The organism is Flavobacterium myungsuense (genome assembly GCF_042677265.1).
Classification (GTDB): domain Bacteria; phylum Bacteroidota; class Bacteroidia; order Flavobacteriales; family Flavobacteriaceae; genus Flavobacterium; species Flavobacterium myungsuense.
In genome coordinates, this window is the sequence record NZ_JBHTIZ010000006.1 from 1 (window position 1) to 21,990 (window position 21,990).

The 21,990-nt window shown below is 35.4% G+C and carries 8 protein-coding genes; all 8 read right to left on the reverse strand.

Annotated elements, in window-relative coordinates:
- Positions 1 to 7,115, reverse strand: a 7,115-nt coding sequence (locus ACFQ0S_RS02715) for a YDG domain-containing protein (protein WP_379819043.1), incomplete at its 3' end; no start/stop codon positions are given.
- A 1,295-nt stretch (positions 7,116 to 8,410) separates the two neighbouring features.
- A complete protein-coding gene (locus tag ACFQ0S_RS02725; RefSeq protein ID WP_379753848.1) occupies positions 8,411 to 9,172 on the reverse strand; it encodes a hypothetical protein in 762 nt (253 codons plus the stop codon).
- A gap of 15 nt (positions 9,173 to 9,187) precedes the next feature.
- Positions 9,188 to 10,930, reverse strand: coding sequence for a RagB/SusD family nutrient uptake outer membrane protein (locus ACFQ0S_RS02730; RefSeq protein ID WP_379753851.1), 1,743 nt, complete (start codon positions 10,928 to 10,930; stop codon positions 9,188 to 9,190).
- 10 nt (positions 10,931 to 10,940) lie between these two features.
- Positions 10,941 to 14,018: a SusC/RagA family TonB-linked outer membrane protein gene (locus ACFQ0S_RS02735; RefSeq protein WP_379753854.1), complete on the reverse strand. Its 3,078-nt coding sequence runs from the start codon at positions 14,016 to 14,018 to the stop codon at positions 10,941 to 10,943.
- A 341-nt stretch (positions 14,019 to 14,359) separates the two neighbouring features.
- Complete coding sequence (locus ACFQ0S_RS02740) at positions 14,360 to 14,698, reverse strand: hypothetical protein (RefSeq protein ID WP_379753857.1); 339 nt, start codon at positions 14,696 to 14,698, stop codon at positions 14,360 to 14,362.
- A gap of 345 nt (positions 14,699 to 15,043) precedes the next feature.
- Complete coding sequence (locus ACFQ0S_RS02745; RefSeq protein ID WP_379753860.1) at positions 15,044 to 16,894, reverse strand: glycoside hydrolase family 36 protein; 1,851 nt, start codon at positions 16,892 to 16,894, stop codon at positions 15,044 to 15,046.
- Positions 16,895 to 17,402: 508 nt separating this feature from the next.
- On the reverse strand, positions 17,403 to 19,178 hold the full coding sequence (locus ACFQ0S_RS02750) for a hypothetical protein (RefSeq protein ID WP_379753863.1): 1,776 nt from the start codon (positions 19,176 to 19,178) through the stop codon (positions 17,403 to 17,405).
- Between the two features lie 4 nt (positions 19,179 to 19,182).
- On the reverse strand, positions 19,183 to 21,099 hold the full coding sequence (locus tag ACFQ0S_RS02755; RefSeq protein WP_379753866.1) for a beta-galactosidase: 1,917 nt from the start codon (positions 21,097 to 21,099) through the stop codon (positions 19,183 to 19,185).
- Positions 21,100 to 21,990: the final 891 nt, after the last annotated feature.

A 21,990-nucleotide genomic window follows, 5' to 3' on the forward strand; every position in this document is an offset into this window, starting at 1 on the left:
GTAAGATTGATAGCGATAGATGTTGAAGTCCTTGCTTGATTATACCCTCCTGGACCTGTAAGTCTAAACTCATAATTTGTAGCCAAATGAACAGGGTTGCACTGAATAAAAGTGTTCATGCTTGCTACTGTTTGGTTACAGAACCAAGGTGATCTTAACTTAGTTGGTAAAACAGGCGGCTCATTTGGTGTACGTGCTGTGCATGCAGGACCGTAAGCTGACCAATTACCACCTATATAAAGAGCTACGCGGAAACTGTAATTTTTAGCCCAATTGAAACCTCGGTTGGTAGGATGATCAAAAGTAAAACCCGCTGGATTAAAAGTATAATTACCGCTTGTAATAACTCTTACAACATTTGCTTCATCTGTTACCTCGAAACGATATTGCGTAGCTGCAGCAACGGGATTAGATTGAACAATTTCATTTAGAAAACGAAACGTTTTTCCACAATAATTATCTCGTAATTGTGTACATAAAGTTATGTTAACAGTAATAGACGCACCTGAAATAGCTTTTGAACAAGATGTATTTAAATCCTCAACAGCAGTTAAAACATATACAAATGATCGTACAGTAGTATTAGGAGCATTTACTGTAGCTGTGCTACTTCCGGATACAGTACTTACGGTGTAAGGAGTTCCGTCTATAGTGTAATAAAATTTGTATTGTACGTTAATACCACCAGTACCATTAGAACCCGTAAATGTAATTGGTGTTGTTGAATTTATACAATTTAAACTAGTACTACTCATAGTTGCATTTGGCAATGGATTAACTACTAAAGTTCCTGGTATATAACTACTAATGATATAATTAGTAAGACCAGGACCTACTGCATTTGAAATTGCAATAGGATAAGAACCAACTCCTGCCAATAGACCACTTCCTGCACTTGTTAGCGTTACACTTGTAATATCTCCTGGCACTGGAAAATCGCTTGTAAACTCTGTACCTGTGAAGGTATAGGTAGATTCTCCACATTTAGAAATGTCATTTGCGGTAATTGTTATCGCTCTTTCGGTAACTGATGCCGTCAAAATGGGTTCATATAACCTATAGTTATTAAAATCTGGACCTTCTAATGTGATTACAAAGCTGGTAAGTGGTTTGTCTATACCAACATCTTTAGTATCGAAAAATGCAGTTGCTACACTTGCGGTATTAAATGAAACACTATCACCAGGTACAATTCCCGCAACTGGATCTACTACTAAGGATGCTCCACTCACATCTATTGGTGCTGCTGTAGTTCCGTCATAAACTTTATTACTTGCTGTAACACCTATAATTGTTAATGGTCTTCTAAATATTCTTTTTGTAGGTAAAGTAGGTTGAATTAAAGTATAATTGTTTATATCAGTACCAATGGCTGCTGCAATGGTACTTGTAGAAATCACTTGAAGAATAGGAGTCTCAGAAAAATCTCTAGTAATTTCTCCAGAAGGTAAGTAATAGTTTACAATTAAATTTAAATTTACAGTTTCTCCAGCAACCACTCCAGCTAAAGTTCCAGCACCAACTCCTTGTAAGGTTGCGGTAGTTGTACCATCATAAATTTTATTCTGACTAGTACCTAAAATTGTTAATTGTTTAGGTGTAATGCTAGAATTCGCTAAAGAAGAAACTTGTATCAAGTCATAATTAATAGCTGCAGTACCACCAATACTATAATTAGGTGTTACAGCATACGGTCCTCCTACATTTTTATCTCCACTTGTATATATTCCAGCTTGTATTAAAGTTATATTATCACCAGATACAACTCCTACCAAACTACCGCCGGTAGCGGCTGCAGTGGTGGTACCATCGTACTGTTTATCTATAGAAGTTGCTCCAACAATAGTAAGTGTAACTTTAGAAATACTTCTGTCTGTTAACGTAGGCTGAGTCACAGAATAATTAGCAATATCTGCTCCTATAATTGTACTTGTTGATGTCATTACATAAGGTCCACCAGCACTTGATGATGCATAACGTCCCGACAATACTAAAGATACATCTTCACCTACAAGTACGCCATTTAATACTCCATCTGTTAAGATTGCTGTATTTGTTCTATCGTAAACTTTGTCTACTGTTGTAGTGCCAGTAATTGTTAAAGGTAGTTTAGTAATATTTCTTACAGTTAGAGTAGGTTGCGTCAAAGTATAATTGTTTATATCTGTATTAATGTCTCCAGATGCAATTGTACTTGTAGAAGTTACTGCATAGCCAGTACCAACATTTTTAACAGTTATTCCTGGAGCAGCGTAATAGTTTAAAATTAAAGTTAAATTTATAGTTTCTCCAGCGACTACTCCAACTAAAGCTCCAGGAGTAGCTCCCGATAGGGTAGCGGTAGGTGTACCATCATACACTTTATTCTGACTAACACCTGATATGGTTAGTGCTTTTGGTGTAATACTAGCAAAGTTTAACGCAGGTTGTATTAAAGAATAGTTCGTATTAGTAATACTAAAGTTTGGCGTAATTGTAAACGGACCTCCAACATCTTTACCAGGAAATATACCAGCTTGAGTTAAAGTTACACTATCTCCACCTACAAGTCCTACCAAAGTTCCTCCTGTTACAACTGCAATTGTGTTACCATTATATTGTTTATCTGCTGTAGTAGCTCCAACAATAGTTAATGCGACTGGAGTAATACTTCTTTGAGTTAATGTAGGTTGAGTCAAAGTATAATTAGCAGCATCAGCACCAGTAATTGTACTTGATGATGTTATGGCGTAAGGACCTCCAGCACTTAATGATGAATAAGTTCCTGATAATGTTAAAGTAACATCGTCACCTGAAGCTACTCCACTTAATACTCCATCGGTTAAGATAGCTGTTTTAGTTTTATCGTATACTTTGTCAGCTGTTGTAGTGCCGGTAATTGTTATCGTTTTTTTAGTAATATTTCTTGCAGTTAATGTAGGTTGCGTCAAAGTATAATTGTTTATATCAGTATTAATGTTTCCAGATGCAATTGTACTTGTAGAAATTACAGGATAGGCAGTACCAACAGCTTTAGTAGGTACTCCTAGAGAGGTATAATTTACTATTAAAGTTAAATTTACAGTTTCACCTGAAACCACTCCACTTAAAGTTCCAGTAGATAAGGTGGCGGTACTTGTACCATCATACACTTTATTCGAGCTAGTTCCTCCTATTGTAAGTGCTTTAGGGGTAATAGTAGCATTATTCAACGTTGGTTGAGTCAAGGAATAATTCGCATTACCAGCTCCACTTAAAGTAGAGGTAGAAGTAACAGGCCAAGTTCCCGCATCTTTAGATGAAAACGTTCCAGATTGGTTTAAGGTTACAGTATCACCTGAGATGACTCCAACCAAGGTACCTCCTGTTACAGTTGCTGTTGTAAGACCATCATAAGCTTTAGTAGCAGCAGAAGCGCCACTAACTGTTAAAGCAAGCTGCGTGATATTTGCCAATAACCCTGTAGGCTGAGTTAAACTGTAATTACCTGCAGCTGTTCCGCCTAATGTGCTGGTAGAGGTTACAGTTTTACCTGTTCCAACACCAATAGTTGAAAAAGTTCCTGACTGGATTAAGGTTACATCCTCTGATAAAATAACTCCTACTAAACTACCACCTGTAACAACGGCAGTTGTGGTACGGTCATATACTTTATTGGACGCTGAAGCTCCTGTTACAGTTAACGGTATTGCAGTAATGTTTCTTGCAGTCAAACTTGGCTGGGTCAAAAGATAATTCCCAGCGTCAGCCCCACCCAATGTACTGGTAGAAGTAATTGCCAATGCTGTTCCTACATTTACACTAGCATAAGTTCCTGACTGAGATAATGTTACTGCATTAGGAGAAATAACACCTACTAAAGTGCCCCCTGTTACAATAGCAACATTGTTGCCATCATATATTTTATTAGCTGTAATTGCTCCTGATACTGTTACTGATTTTGCAGTAATCTCCCCTGTATTGCTTGCAACAAATGTAACAGCATAGTTATTCCCACTATTACCATCATTTACAATTCCTGATGGAGTTAATGTTTTGTTTGTTCCAACATTCTTGGTATCATAGGTTTGAGTAAAACCAGAAGTATCGGTTCCTTGCAATGCTCCAGATGTTATACTAGGTGTTGTAGCAGAAGTTGTAAAATTATCAAATGTTTTTGTGTTTGTATTGGCAGTAACTACAATTGCTCTAGTACCTATTGTAAATGCTGTAGCAACTGAAGTGCCAGCATTATACCCAGATACTGGATCTACAGTAGCAGTTACGGTATAACTTCCTGCGTTTTTTGGTGGCGTAGCACTTGCTGAGTAAGTTGTTCCACTTACACCAACATAACTAAAAGTATAACTGGTACCGGTACCTGTATTTGTTGCCGCAATAGGTCCTTGACTTGAACCATTGTACGTATATGTTCCTATTGGAGTTACGGTAACCGTTGGAGTTACTGCGACAGCGCCAGCTGTAATAATACCTGCTATTGATGTAAAGTAAGTTGCATCGATATTAGTTGCACCAGATCCTGTAAAACCCCATGTTCCGTTAGACTGTAAAACACCCCCAAGAGTAAGGCTACCAACAGCTACATTTGCATCAACATTGGCAACAGCTGAATTAGCTATAATTAAGTCATTTGCCGCTGCACCTAGAGCAGTTGTGCTATTAATACTTAATGTTCCTGCACTGATGGTATTTGTACCAGTATAGGTATTTGCTCCGCTAAGCGTAACTGTACCTGAGGTCGTTTTTGTTACATTAGCTGTACCAGCAAGTCTTTTGCTAATAGTTCCGCTTTCTACTGCATAAGAAGTCGCTGTTAACGTTCCTGAAGCTCCTATAATAGAACCACTAGTTAGCGTTACTGCTCCTACCGTGTCACTAAAAGTTTGCATATCTAATGTTCCTCCTGATACAGTAACTGCATCAGCTGCTATTGCGTTATCAATACCATATTGTAGTGTTCCTGCGGAAACGGTAGTTAAACCTGTATACGTATTACTAGCTGAAAGAATAACTGTACCTGAAGTCGATTTTGTTAAACCTCCTGTGCCAGCAAGTATTTTGCTAATAGTTCCGCTTTCTACTGCATAAGAAGTTGCTGTTAACGTTCCTGAAGCTCCTATAATAGAACCACTAGTTAGCGTTACGCCTCCTACCGTATCATTAAAAGTTTGCATGTCTAATGTTCCTCCTGATACAGTAACTGCACCAGATGCTATTGCGTTAACAACACCATATTGAAGTGTTCCTGCGGAAACGGTAGTTAAACCTGTATACGTATTACTAGCTGAAAGAATAACTGTACCTGAAGTCGATTTTGTTAAACCTACTGAACCAGCAAGTATTTTGCTAATTGTTCCGCTTTCAACGGCATAAGAAGTCGCTGTTAATGCTCCTGTAGTTCCTGAAATAGTTCCACTCGTTAGTGTTACTGCTCCTACCGTGTCACTAAAAGTTTTCATATCTAATGTTCCTCCTGATACAGTAACTGCACCAGATGCTATTGCATCATCAATACCATATTCTAGTGTTCCTGCGGAAACAGTAGTATTACCACCATAGGTATTAGCTGCCGAAATTATAGCGGTGCTAGTTCCAATTTTAGTTAAACTTAGTGCCCCTGCTGCATTCGAAATTAATCCTGAAAGAGTCAACTGTTGACCTTCTGCACTAGCAACAGAAGTACCGCCAATGTTCAAGTTAATTGTACCTGAAACTATTGAAATAGGTGCAGCAATAGTTCGTGCAGAGCCATAACCATCAAGACCAGAATCTGTAACTGCAACCGTAACCGTTTTGCTAAAAGTTGCTGTATTAGATTGAATGGTTCCACCATTTAAAATAATATTACTAGCTGTACTTGCGCTATTTCCAAAAGCACCATCTAAACTTGCTTGGACTGTATTAGACGCTCTCAAAATTCCAGCAGTTACCGTTGTAGCTCCTGTATAGGTATTTGCTCCCGATACATCCATTGTACCAGCGCCCTCTTTTGTAATTCCACCAGTGTTGCTTATAATACCACTTATGGTTAAGTCTGAAGCGGTAGTCCCATCATCAGCTACTGAAAAAGTTCTTGTGGCTGCTCCTAAAGCTAATGGCGCAGCTATTGTAGCACCACTAGTTCCCGCACCAGAAGCATCTGTAACGGTAACAGTGCCATTTACAGTTAATACACCTGAACCCGTTATACTAGAACCAGCTGTTGCACCACATTCTAGAGCAAGACCTGTTGCTGAGCCAAGTGTAAATGTAGATAAAGCAAGTGTAGTTCCTGCATTAACCGTTACTACACCAGTAGCAGTTGTGTTAGCAGCAAGTGTTTTTGCGCCACTACCTGATGTTTTTAAATTAAAATAGCTATAAGTCGCTATCTGTTGGGCTCCTGCTCCATTATACTCTACAGTTCCTGTAGAGGCAACTATAGTACCACCAGAGATGGCTCCTCCTACTTTTACCAAACCAGCACCTGAAAAGCTAATTGCATTTCTTGCAGCAACACCACTCATTACTATATTTCCTGAAACTGTAACAGTTCCTGTAGAAATTCTTATTTCATTATCACTAGTACCAGCATGAGTACTTCCTAAGGCTATTGAAGCACAAGTTAATGATCCCGCACCTACATTTATATTCTTTTGTATAGCAGTACCTGATGTTATTGCACCTATGGTAACTGCACCTGTAACTGATAAAGAATTTGTACCTAGAGTTACCACATTACTAACAGTACCTCCAGTCATTGTAAATGACTTACAAACTGCATTAACATCTACGGTTACATTAATACCATCGGGTATCGTAACATCATGAACACTGGTTGGCACTAGGCTTAAAGACCAGTTTGCTCCTGTATTCCAGGTGCCACCAGTTGCACCAATGTAATTATTAGTTTGAGCTGAGACAGTACCCACAAATAATAAACTCAACAGCACTAATGCCATCGCGAAAGAGTTATTTGAAGGTTTCTTCTTGCCATTAGCCTTGCCGTAAGACGTTTCGTCACGAAGTGTCAACGAAAGTCCCGTTTGGGTTATGCTGCTAAAAAATGCAGCAATCATTTGCTCTAAAGGTAAGAGCGCGGTTTTTAAAAAGTCAAAAAGGGTATTTACTCTTTTTGTTTTTACTGTTGTTTTCATACTATTTAATTTAAACGTTAATTTAAAAAAGTGGCTATTTATAAAGGAACCACCACTTTTCAGATTGTTAATCTTTTTTTTGGTACTTGAATTAAGGTAATTAAGTAAAAATGTTTACTGAATTAAAAATAATTATAACAACTAAGTAAGAAATCCTGTAAAGGATAACTGCATTTTTGAGTTACCTTCACAAAATTCAACTTAATATGGAGCTTATACCAGTCATAAAAATTCTGGTTTGTGTACTTGCGTTTGTATACGATTGCCTCAAACGGACATCGACGTACAACAGCATAAAAAACAGGCTGTAGGTCAGCTCTGCAACTACTTTAAAATTAAGTAATTTTTTTCATAATAATTTTGGCTTTTTTGGTGATGGTTAATATTATTTAAAATACAATTGGTTAAAAAGTGTTTATTGGGGACTAAAACTTTTACAAAACTAGTCCCATTTTTCAAAACAAACCTATCAAAAATGGTTCAATTGTGATGCGAATTTGTTTCATTATTGAACTATTTATCCGTTTAATCTTTAAATTTACTGGAATAATTTGTATGTTTGGCTATGCCAAAAAAGATAATATTAGAAATAGCAGAGCGTGTTGAATTTTTACAAAGAGAACATTCCAAATCCAAAGGTCTTCTTAAAAAAGACCGAATAAAAACCTTACTTTATATTAAAGAGGGTAAATTTCATTTTCAAAGCGACATCGGGAAAAAGCTTGGGAGATCAGAGAAAACAATACGTGGGTGGTTGCAGCAATATTTAAATGACGGATATTTAAGCCTTGTAGAGGTAAAAAGTGGCGGCAATAACACCAAGACAATTTCTGAGAAAGCTCAGTTTTTTATTGCTGAAAAAGTTAATAATAAAAACACAACGATCACATCTTATGTAGAATTGCAGTTGCTCATTNGGAATTATAAAACCAAGCTTAAAGTAGCAAGGAAATCACATCATAAAAAAGATGAAACGGATGAAGAACTTTTTAAAAAACTTTGAAATTTCTAAAACAAATAAACTACCCCGGGGCATAGTCCAAAAGGTATTAAAAAAGTTTTAGTTGATTTGAATAAATTTTCTAGTCCAATCGTTGTGGTATAATGCAGCAGTATATTTCATTTTGTCCAATTTTTATTGGACTAATTTTAAATAACAAGCGGTATAACCTAGTATTTCAGCATTAATCTATTTATAGAATATAATTGTACATATTGAATAAGCATTTTTTAAACAAATAAACCTGTCTATTGACAGGTTTAAGAGTTAATTTTAAATAAAATCTTAGGAAATACTATTGCACTACAATGGTTACTGTGTCTATATTTCTGTTATAAGTATATTCACTAGCTGATGAAGTGCTATTATAAATATAACCAGAACCTGAATAGTTTTTATCGCTTAATCTAGTTCCCAATAAAGTTACTACATAGGTTCCAGGAGTAGAAAATTTATAGGAATATGTCAATTCATTTCTGTTCAGAGCCACACCAGTAGAAAATCCTCCCACAGGAGTTAATAATATACTTAAATTAGTAAAATAAGTGACCACTAGGTTACCACAATCACCAAATGTTTTGAGTGTTGGCATTAATTCTCTTATGCGATTTGCAGCGGTATCTTTATAATAAGATTTGTCTACTAATGCCTCTAAGCCTGCAATTATTACAGTAGCATCAAGTGTTGCCTTAGGATTTAAAAGATTAAATGCTAATATTTCAGCATTCAAAATAGGAGTCCAAGTGTCTAAGCGAGCTTTTGTTAATACATATTCCTCTTGATCAACTTTTTTTCCTCCAGTAATCACTAAATAACTGTTGGCAAAAACGTGAGAAAATGGCTTAAAATCGATGGGATTGATTCCCGTATCTCCAGTATAAACCACATAAGTTTCGGCATTACCTGACATTGTAAATGATACAGTTTCATTAACAGCTACTGTTGTTTTATCAGCTTCTATACTTACCCAGGTATCTAACTCATCTTTATCGCAAGAAGTGAAAGAAAACAAAAGGGTTAAGAGCATTAAAATACATATTGAATATTTGGTTTTCATACTATTTTTAATTAATTAATTGTATCCAGGATTATTAGGTCCTATAGATGGATTTGCCAGTCTCTCACTATTTGGTATTGGCAATAACATATGAAAGTCCTGAACTTTTTCAGTAATTTTATTCCATTCTTCAGTTTGTCCATTATTTCCTGTCCAATATTTAGTCCATTTATTTTGTGTAGTTGCAGCCGGCTGTGTAATTGAAGGCAAAGGAGGCCATTGAACTACAGGTGCTTCTAATGACTTGGTAGTCATTTTATTAACCATATTACGCAAAGTAGTCTTTAGGGAACCCCAACGAACTAAATCAAACCATCTTTTGCCTTCAGTACTTAACTCTCTACTTCGCTCATAGAAGATATAATCTCTAAAAGCAGCTTGAGATGAAACCAAAGGGTTATCAAGAGTCAAATCGGCTAAACCAGTCGATTTTTGAAGTGTCAAGGTACGAGGTAAAACATCAGCGTGCACTCCTTCTCTATTAATATTTCTAGCCCTGCTTCTAAGTTGGTTTAAAGCATCTATAGCCGGTTGTGTTGGGCCACTAGTACTAGTTTCGTTTAAAGCCTCTGCATAAATTAACAATACTTCAGCATATCTAAATATTGGCCAGTTGACATCATAATCACTTGTTTGAAGAACGAAATTAGGACTACGAACAGGATAACGCCTAAATTTTGCAGCAGCTACAGGTTCATTATCGACAGCGCTCAATCTTGTAAACTTACCGGTAGCGGAAACTATTTTAATTCTTGCATCTGTCCATTGCAAGCGAACACTATCTGCTTTTTCATAATAATATTGGTGATACGGATTCGCTCTTATAGCACCTTGTGAACCTCCAGAGATCAAATTATCTACCCCTGATGCATCTGAAGCAATACCCATATTAATACCAATTGTATTTCCTACCCCTAATCCTGGTGATTTAAATTGTACATCAAAAACAATTTCATCATTATTTTTATTTTCCACTATAAACGCATCTGAAAAATAAGGACACAACCTATATCTATTTGAATCAATTACCTCTTTAGAATAACTAGCCGCCAAATCAAAATCGGCAAGGCCATCTCCAGTATTATCTCGTTTTGCCATACTCCCTCTTGTAAGATAGACGCTCGCTAATAAAGTTTTAGCGGCATCTTGTGTAGCATGTCCTGCTAAAAAGGCTGTTTTTACTTTTAAATGATCCACTCCATATTCAAGATCTTCAATAATATTTTCATATATAGTAGCTACAGGGGTTCTAGTAATATTGAGATTATTAAATGAAGTCGTTTCTGAATCTTTATAAGGCACATCCCCAAAATAGCGAATCAAATTAAAGTACAATAACGCCCTAATAAATTTTGCTTCGGCTACTAAATTATTTCTTTTTGTAACATCCATATTAATATTTGGAATTTTAGATATCGCTAGATTAGCTCGATTTATTCCTTTATAATGATCTCTCCAAATGGGCAAAATCACTTCAATATTATCTGCAGTGAAAGTAAATAAATTAAATCCTGAACGAGGTACTCTTGAACCAGCGTAAGTTTCATCTGTAGTGAATTCCAATTGACTTTGGCCGTAAACACCTTCAAGCTGCAACGAACTATATACACCTACAATTGCAGCTATGGCATTGGCTTCCGTTTTAAATGAATTTTCAGCTAATGGTTGAGAAACTGGAGTTTCTTCTAATAAGTCGCTACAGGCTACAAAACCTGAAGCTAATACAATAAGATATAAATATTTGATTTGATTTTTCATTACTTTTTTTTTAAAAATTAAGTGAAAGGCCCAATGTTATAGTCGTGTTACGTGGATAACTGCCCAAATCTACACCTCCGCCAACTCTACCTGCTGTTCCTCCTATTGAATTAACTTCTGGATCAAACCAAGAATATCTAGTAAGCATAAAAGGATTATTTATTCTGGCAAACAGTCTAAATTTGTTGGCTTTTAAACTTTCAACAACCGATTTAGGCATTGTATAACCTAATGTGATAAAGTCACACTTTAAAAAAGAGCCGTCTTCCACATAAGCACTTCTAAATAAAGAGGAATAAACTCCATTTGTATTTTCACCATGAAAGGTGCCAGTTGGATTATAGGCTGCACTATACGAATTATCAGACATAGATTTTAATATGTTCCAATTATTAATATTTCCCTTATCTAAATTTCCAATATTTCCATTTATTACATCGTTCCCATAGGAAAAGCGTAAAAAGAAACTAAAGTCAAAATTTTTATACGTGAATTCATTATTCAATCCTCCTATAAAATTTGGATTTGTATTAGCTATTGGCACTTTGTCATAACTATTAATTAAACCATCTCCGTTGACGTCATAAATCTTGACTTGTCCGTTATTATTAATATCTGGAATTCCAACACCAACTTGTATAGGACTATTTGCCGCTTCTGTCTGATTGTTAATAATTTGATCTTCAATGTATCCATAATAAATACCAGTTGACTGTCCTACACGAATTAAAATTTCATTGTTGAATTTACTAGGAAAAACATTAGCATCAAAATAAAATTCATCTTTATCTCCTAAATCTAGCACCTTATTTCTATTAAATGAAAAAGTAAAATCAGATCTCCATTTAAAATCATTATTATCAATATTGATTGAATTAACTGTTAATTCAAACCCTTTATTGCTAAACGACCCAATGTTTTTTAAAGCAGTTTCATAACCTGAGGATAAAGGCAATTGAACGTCTAACAATAAATCAGTTGTTTTTTTAGAATAGGTTTCGGCAGTAATTGTTAAACGATTTTTAAAAAAACTTAAATCAATACCTAAATTGTATTGTGCAGTAGTTTCCCATTTCAAGTCAGGATTAGATACATGAAGCGGCACTACTCCAGTATAAAACACATCATTAAAAACATAATTTCCAGACTCTAATAAATATAACGAGCTATAGGCCGGTATCTGGTTATTACCAGTTACTCCATAGGATGCTCTCAACTTGAAGTTATCAAAAATATTCAATTTTTGGATAAATGATTCCTCTGACAATGTCCATCCTAAGGCAACAGAAGGGAAATAACCCCATTTATTTTCTTTGCCAAATTTTGATGAAGCGTCCGCTCTAACGGAAGCTGTTAAAAGGTATTTATTATTATACCCATACGACACTCTCCCTAAAAAAGACGCTAAGGTTTCTTTAGCTATATTATTTGAAGGAAAAGTAGGTAAAACCGCACTTGACAAATCATTAAAACCATTCGTTTGATTGCTAAATCCTGTTGCTCCACCTGTGAATAAACTTTTTCGATTATCTGAAAATTCTCCAACTGCTGTAGCATTAATATTGTGCTTGTCAAAAACTTTCTTATAATTGAATCGAGATTCAAATACTTGATTTAAAGTTTCAATTTTTTCAAATTCTGCTATTCCATTTTGCTTGAATCCTTTCAATACAGTTGAAGGTAAAAAGGCTTGATTATTGATATACCCGCGATTAAATCCATAACTAGTATAGAAAGTCAAATTATTAGCCACTTTTGTTTCGTAAAAAACGTTTCCAATTATCCTAGTACTTTGAGTTTCATTATCCACTTCTTTAAGGTACGTAATAACATTTTCATTATCTCCAGTGTTTGTATCAGGGTCAATATCAATAGCTCCAAGTTGAAAATCAATAGGCTGAAAAGGATTGGTTGAAAAAACCTTTTTAAAAACACCATCAGCATCTTTATCAAGACTTCTTCCAATATTTTTGGTAAATGCTAATTTAATATTAGTTCCAATTCTAGTATTTTTACCAATAGATTGAACTATATTCGAATTTAAATTATATCTTTTAAAGTTAGTCTCAATAACTACACCTTCTTGATCTAAATAATTACCCGATATTTGATAATTTAATCCCTCTTTACTTCCGCCACCCATACTAAGATCCATCCTCCTTGTTAAGGCAAACTGAGTCGCCTTTTTAGCCCAATCTACTCCTTGTGCATTCACATTTTTTTTATCTTGCCAATAAGTACTCAAGTTATCAGTGGTTCCATTCAAATAATTTACTTTATCTGTAATTATGCGATAATCTATATACTCTGAATCCGAAAGAACCCTTGGAAATCTTGTTACAAATGATGTACCCGAACTTAATGTTGCAGTCATGACTGGTTTTCCTTCCTTTCCTAGTTTTGTTGTAATAATTATTACTCCATTCGATCCTCTTGCACCGTAGATAGCTGTTGCAGAGGCATCTTTTAAAACTTCGACTGACTTAATCTGACCAGGGTCTATATCCGATAATGGATTTGATGAGGCATTATCATCTGGAACAATAGGAAAACCATCAATAACATACAAAGGCTGATTACCACTCGTCAATGAACTACCACCACGAATAATAGCTTTTACTCCTGAACCCAATCCGTTATCGTTTTGTGTTATTTGCAAACCAGCAACACGACCTGCTAATGCCGTTTGAAGATCTACAGGATCGCCTTTCTCAATACTGGTTCCTCTCACAGTAGAAACAGCTCCTGTTAAATCCTTTTTCTTAACAGTTCCATATCCGATTACTACAACTTCATTCAAAGCAGCATTCAATTCTTCAAGAACAATTTTAATAGAATTTCCTTTTATTTTGACTTCTTTTTTATCAAATCCTACACTTGAAATAACCAAGACGTCTCCGGTTTTTGCTTTTATTTTAAAAACTCCATCAAAATCAGTTAAAACCCCATTTTTAGTTCCTTTTATGATTACATTAGCACCAGGTACTGGCAATCCTTTAACATCATTAACAACTCCTTCTATCGTGGTTTGAGCGAATAGAGATATAGAAAATATTAAAAAAACAGTTGTTAATAATTTAAATTTCATTTTTTTGGTTTATTAATTTGACAATTTACGAATAAATAAAAATTTAAATACCTTAAAAAATAAATCTCTACATAAGGCATGTAAAATTTCAATCTTATTACACAATAAATTGTAAAGTCAAAAATAAGCTTCTAAGAAGATTTAGGCTAGTACAAAAAGTCTCTTTTATAGAGTGAATTTGTCTCAATTTATACAGCCCGTGATTTATTTGAATCGTACAACTGCTATAAAACCTCAAAATACAATTATGTTTAGAGCGAAATATTTATTTAATTATTGACTTTACTCAAAAAAAAACTTCCGGAAAACCGGAAGTTTATATGTTTTTGAAGGTTTTCTTTTTATTCGTTACCTTCTTTTTTCCCTTCAGCTTTAGCTTTCTGCATATTGGCTTTCTGAATTTCTAACTGTGCAGGGGTTAATACTTCTTTAACTTTTTTATTAAGTTCTTTAACTTTTACTTTATTGGCATCTGCATGATCTGGATTTTCCTTGCTGTCTTTTTTCAATACCGATTGTTCTTCAAGAATTGGTTTTAAACTAGCTTGTTGATCTGCTGTTAAAGATAATTCGGTTGTCATCTTTTGCAACATTTTATCAGCACCCCCTTTTTTATCTGCTTCTTGAGCAAACCCATTTAAACCAGCAGCCAATAAAGCTACTAAAATTACTTTTTTCATTATTTATTTATTTTTAAGTTAATTATGATAAGACACTAATTATATAAAAAAGTTTAATTGAATTTAAGAATTAATTTATTTTAACGTAAATGGATTGTAAACCAATTTTTATTTAAATAAAAAAAACGGAAAATAATTAATTCATTTTTATCTAACCAATAATTTATATGTTTCAAAATTATTCTATAAAAAGACATCTATCAATCTAAAAAGTTCCTTTTATAGTATCAATTTGTTTCAATCAAATACATTTTGGAGATGCAAATAAATACTGAACATCAAGTTAAGCTACATTTTTGTAATTAATTTGATTGTTAAATTCTTCAATATTTGCATAGCTCAAACTTATCTTGACTGAAGTTTTTTACAAAGTTGATCAAACGATTCTTTGCCCTCGTATTTGAGAATTTGAGAATGACGCCCTTCTAAAAGCACTGGACTTGTTTTTCCAAAAGCTTTCAATTCATATCCTTTAGGTTTATCACTCCAATTGAAAACCCCAAGGTAAATATCCTTATCCTTTCGGGCAATTATTAACTCGAACCCATCCTGTTTGCTAGTTCCATGCTCCCAAAAATCCAACGGCACGGTCTCATCCATTGCTGGAAACTCAAAAACTTCTTTTGATAATGCTTTACGTTCTGGGCGAAGTGTCATTAAATTATCACTTTGTAAACGGGTAGTACCGTAAAGTTTATTAAAATCGGCCCACATTTGAGCTTCATTCATCGTCATACTATGTCCGTGTTTTACATCTTCTTGAGACACCGTTGAGTCTTCGTCTATGGCTTCGCGGAAAACGAGGTAATCGGCATCTCCATTGAATACTTTACCACTTAGGTAAAAGTTACTTAAATTACCCAAACAGCGTTCTGGAAAAGCTTGGTAAATAGGATTGATGTCGCCACCTGTTCGCATACCATCTACAAACCCAATAGTTGGTCCAAAAACAGCAGAACAGCCCAAGAAATAGATATCATCTCCCATGGCTTGTCTCATGGTTTTCATTCCTAAACGAAAACGTTCAACCCCTGTGATTGTAGGGTCGTAGGCTTTAAAACTTTTAACATGTTTGTTTTTAAGTTTAATATCATTCTCAAGGCCATAACGCATAAAATCTACCTTAAAATAACGAATTCCCCAATTATCCTTCATGTTTTTTATGCAATCTGCTATATGTGCTCTAGCTCCAGGATGAGAATAATCGAAGTAAATGTAACGCATAACTTTGTCTGCTTTTTGATTCTCTTCGACCACCAACTTTCCATCCTGATCGTGAAGGAAGTACTCGGGATGAGTTTTATAAATTTCAGATGCTTCATCCCCTCTAAAACCATCAAAATGGATTCCAGGAGTTTTTCCTTCGGACGTAATCCGACTAACTATCTCCTTGACACCACCAGGTAAAAGACCTGAGTTCAACGTTTTATAATCTCCTCGTTCCGTCCACCATCCACCATCAATTTGAATCATATTTACCTGGGGAGCCAATTGATTCAATTGATCCATATTACCATAAATGTCTTTTGGCGTGAATACTCTACCGTAATAATCCCAAGTTGCCCAACCTTTGAAATCGGCGGGTTTGAGCTTGGTAATTTTATTTTCGGCAGCAATCGCCGTTCCAAATTGATCCAGTAATTCAAGCCAGTTGTTAGCACGTCTAAGAACGATTTGTTCGTATTGTATGGTCTGTCCTGGTTTTAGTTGTTTGCCTTCTCCATCAGACCATACTTCGAAAACACCTTGTTTTAATGTGAAATTCGGCATAAATATTCTCCAAGAAGTTGCACCTGCAAATAAATATTGACCGTCTGATAATCGTAACATCTCATACATGTTACTCGAACTACGATTTGTTTGACTGCCTATCTTCTGTTTAAGCAAAGGCGTGCGACCCATACAGCTTCCTCCATAAACCATGTCTAAGTTGTCAGACAAATGGGCGTCTAGCAGAATGTTAATAGAGATTCTTTCAATTGTAATTGATTTATTCCCTTTGTTGGATAATGTTATAGACAACTGCTGAAAGCCATTTTCAATTTCTTTTAAACTATTGGAAGTCGACACTGTACCGTTAGCCCTAACATCAACCTTAATTTCTTTCCATTGCTGAGTTGTTCCGGCAAAAGACATTAAAACGTTTAAAAACACTATCGAAAGTGTCGTAACTGTTTTTTTAATTTTCTTAGTCATTTTATGAATATGTATTTTAGTTTAAGCTTTTAACAAATCTGATTGAAAAACAGCTTTGTTTCATTTTACAAATTAAGTCTTGATTAAAAATTCTAATTTGTTTTGTAATTTTTATTAAACTCAAATTTTCTAACCTCCTTGATCTTTGTTACAAATTTACTGTAGCCCTTTTTTATATATAGATGGAATTAGTCTCATTTGTAATATAGATTTGTTTCATTTATAGATTGACGCCTTTAAATAAATAGAAAAACAATTTTTTTGGTTATTATTATACAAATATGAAATAGGTATTAAGAAAATAAGATTCAAATTGTTTTTACGAACTTAAAAAGAGACTATTCAAAATAAAATTGACACAGCCTCTTGTGTAATTTTTTTATATTTTTTATCAGAAATATTGATTATCCCTTTTAGCTATTTATAATACTCTAATTTAAGCATGAAAAATCAAAACCACATAGGTCTTTTGTATGACCCTTTTCAAGACATGACATTTATGTAAAAATTAATTTTTCGGTTTGCTCTTCATAATTTCAATCATATGAAAAACATCGTCCTCTTTATCCTCACTCACCAAGGAGAAATCGCTGTTTCGAGATCCTTTATTGGCAAACGCTCCATCGGCGATGGTGATGCTTTTGCTCACCCACCTGCCAGTGTTGGCTTTGGTGATGGCAACTGCGGTTTTGTCCGGATCGGATGAGGAATCATAACGAACTGAAAAATTCCCAATACCCTTATCCAGATAGATGATTTTCAAAGTGATTGACTCCTTAGCTTTCGTCGATAAAAAATTATCATCCAGATCAAAATACATCCGGTTCCGCCCACTTGAATTTTCAAACCCTCGAGCATAGCGACCATAGGGCTGATCTATGGGTCCGACCCGCCATAACCCGACACTAGTTTCATTCTCGTCAATCTGTGTAATAAATCGGCTATAGTTTCTGGCAATGAGCTCGAATCCCACATCGTTCATCGCCTTGGCTTCATAGAGATAATTGGACCCTGAGAGGGAAGTAGCGGCATGCAGATCACCGACTTTCGCTCCGTATGTATTGAATTCCGACGCAATTTTATTCATCCGCTCTGCGTTGCTCTGCGTAGCCTTCCCATATTTTTCCTCAGGAAAGCGAACTGTATCGGCACTATCGAGCACATCTCGAAGGGCGATAAAGGCATACGGGCTGGTCTGCGGTTGTTTGTAATAGGAATAGCGACTGGCGAAAGCAAAGCCTTCATCGTATTTGCCCGTTTTTACTGCGTTATAATCAACCTCCCAAAGATCAAGCCCTCTATCCACTGTGGAAATGGCGGTCCAGTAATAATTCCAAATCGGATTTTCCTGAAATATTCCACCCTGTGCGAATTTAGAAAACTCGCCGCGCACAAACTCCGGTTTCTTGCCGTTCAAGCCGTAAAAAGTGGGACGAAGCTCAATGTCCTGCTTTATTTCACCATTAGCTTGATAACCAATGGCAATAGTAAATTGCTGTTTTCGGAGCTCAATAGGGTAGTTTTGACGAAGCCAATTTGCGTAAAGCAGTTCACCTGCTTTTGCGCCCTTAGCACCTTTCATCACCGCAGGATTGCTCTCATCGTCGACATTAAACAGGAATCGGATATGTTTGAGTTCTGGCTTATCGAAGGCTTCGTAGAAACGCTTAGTAGCTCCGCTGCAAAACTCTAAATACTGCTGAGCACTAATTTTATATTTCTGGTCAATGGGTGTACCTTTGTAAAGTTGCCTATCACCTGTAGATCCAAAGGCAGGCTGTATAAATGCAAAGACCTTTCTCTCCTGTTCAGTTAGTGATGCAATGTGTTCCGCCAGCTTGAAGATAAAACGGTTGAAGTAATTGATGTAGTTTTGATCGAGGTAATATGGGAAATAATCTTTTCCCTTGCCACCTTTTACAGCCACTTTCGGAACCCCTTGTTCATAAATCCATTCCGGTGAGTGAGGACCAGTCCACAAGACGAAATAGTAATAATACTTCTCCTTTACGGCATTACGGATTTGAGAATCCATTTTCGACCAGTCATACACCTCTGGGCTTGTCTCTATGTCAGCCCACTTAACTCTATCGGCAGCCCCTTTAATGAAAGGAAACCGCTCTGTATCTATTCTTTCATTCTTGCAATTGGTAAAGAACCCTGCCCACTGAGGGCGCTCGAAATCTTTTTTTTCATTTCCCTTTTTTTGTGAAAATGTCAATTGAGATAGTCCTAATATTAACAATAAGAAAGTAGCCCATTTTTTAATTCTTCCACGTTTCATAGTGCTATTTATTTCTTTTATCTTTTTTTACCTTTTCTCTTTTACCTTTCTTCTCTTTATCACCCTCAACGGCGTTTTCGCCTTTTCCATATTTGGTTCCTTTAGCACTACCCTTGAAAGCACGATTCTCTTCTTGAGGTCTTAATAAAGGTAGCTCTTGTTCTCCGCGGTGAACTTCTACAAGACTAAATATATCATCTTTATCATCCGCATTCAATAGTACAAAGTCAGCCCCTTTTGTTCCTCCATTTTTGAAAACGGCATCTTTAATAGTTATTACTTCATGATGCCATTTTTGGTCCCCTTTTCCAGTTACTGTCATTGCTGTCTTCATAGTTTTGTTTCCTGCATCGTAATCTAGTTTCCATTTAGAACCTTCCATGGCATCATACCAAACCACAGTTATCGACATTATTTTAGGTTTATTATCTTGAGAAAAACCTTCATGAAGTTTGAAGTACATTGCATCTTTGCCCGTTGCGTGTTCAAATCCTCTTGCAAACCTTGAATAAATAGAAGAGGAATCCGTGATAGGTCCGCCCACTCGCCATAATGGAATTGAAGTAGCATCTGGTTCAATTTGATAGAGTAATCTGGAGTAATTATCGGGCCAAATTTCCCAGCCCGCATCATTAAAACCAACTTGGTCGCCACGTTGCTTCACTTGCCCCATTTTAAGTGCATTTTTATCGTCGTTTGCTGCTCCATATTTAGCATATTCGTCAGTAATTTTTTCCATACGCTCTATATTTCCATGCGATGCTTTACCGTACTTGTCCTCTGGATAAGCCTTTGTATCGGCTGCATTCAAACCTTTATGCAATGCACAGAAAGCATCTGTCGCGGTTTCAGGGTGTATTTGCCCTGCATACTTATTGAAAAAATAGAATGAAAAATCAAAGCCTTGTTCCTTGCTAACCTTCAAAGCGCCGCTTGTTACATCCCAAACACTTTGACCCGCATTCAAGGCATTAATTGCTCCCCAATAAAAGTTGAGTTGAACATTCAGTTGATACCAAGGACGCGTCCAGGTTTGGTCCATCTCGGAGCGACGAAAAAGCGTTACCTCTTTTGGGTCAACTAGATAAGGCAAAAACGTGTTTACTGCATCAATTTCTCCACTTAAATGATGTCCTCTCGAAAGTGCTCCATTTTTGATGCCAAAACCATCTTTAAGGTTCTTAATGGCCCAATCCCATTCTTGAACAAAATTATTTTTACCGTCATTACTTTGGGGTTCTAGATTGTTGAGAAGCATGCTAATATTCAATCCTGATTGTTTACCAAACAATTTATTATGCAAGGCAAAGGTTTCAAGACGGAATTCTCTCCATTTAGCACTTTTCGTAGGTAAAGAATAATTTGTATCTATAGGCTCGCCTTTATAGGCACACTCATCTCCTGTACATCCTGTTTTAACTTGGATAAACGAAATACATCTTATTTTTTCTTTAGAAAAGCTACTGATGTGCTTAGCCACTTCTGTTAGAAAACGGTGATAATACTTTTTATATTCTGGAGATACGTAATATGGATAATGGTCGAATGCACCGGGATTTTTAGTAGCGTTTGTAGTTACCTTAGGTACCCCTTTTTCATAAACCCATTCTGGTGTTTTAGGCCCTGCCTCAAACGAAATGTATAACGAAATTTTTTCTTTATAGGCTCTTTCAATGGCCTTATCTAATATAGACCAGTCATATTCCCCCGATGTTTTCTCAACTTCGTTCCAAGGAAAATCACAGGATGTTCCTTTTAAAAATGGATACTGCTTGATATCCATAGCCTCTCCACGATCCCAAACACCAAAAGAGCTAGGTTGTGGACCTACCTGACTTATAACTGTGTTGGAGAAAGCAATAAGGGCAATAAGGATAATTTTTTTTCTAATATTAAAGCTTTCTAAACTATATTTGTTCATAATTAAAATTTTATTATTTATTATTTAAGACTGTTAAATTTAATAATGGTTTAAAATATAAAAACATCATTTTATGTTTAATTGATATCGTTTAAGTTATATTTATTATTCGTCTTTGAATTCTTTTGGGGCTTTCCCAGTCCATTCTTTCCACCAGTTTAACTAGGCATCGTAAATCTTTTGTACCACTTCAGATTTTTTTAAACAAAATACTTGCCTTATTCCCAAAAAGGATGTTCTAATAATTGAAAGTTTTTGAAAAAAAGAAGAAGCTACATTCAAACAATTTGAAGCTTCACAAAAAAAGGGGTCTGTAAAAAATTTAAACATATTTTTTATGAGTTAAGTTTATTTTACTCCCATCTTACGTTTGTAAAAAATTGTCAATATCATCTACAAAAATGAGGTATAATTATCTTTAACAAGTTGCAAATAGTTTCAATGATGATGTGAAAATGTGTCATTTTTTGATGAATACAATTTTTACGAACCTAATTTAATAACATATTGATTTAATTGTGCTAAGAAAAAAGGAGATTATAAAAAATAGGATTTATCAATTTGATGACGATATAAGAGCATTACTTCAATTTTGGTTATCTTAAAATTAGAGTTTAAACTTTACTAGAATTCTTTTTTTTCCTTTTTTGGACTTCCTGCACTTATACTCTTTTTTATTATTTTATTTTTCGGTTTACTGCCATCGTCTTTTTACCTCTACTGAAGCCCTTTAATAAATCTAAGCTCGTTGGCGGTAAAACAGGGGAAGTTCTAGCTCGCTAAAAAGGTCTTCTATATTACTAAAAAAAAGCATCTTTGTTATTCGTATTTAATAAACAACCTCGGGGCAAAGTCCCAGAGGTATTAACGAAATACTGCATCTTTAATTAG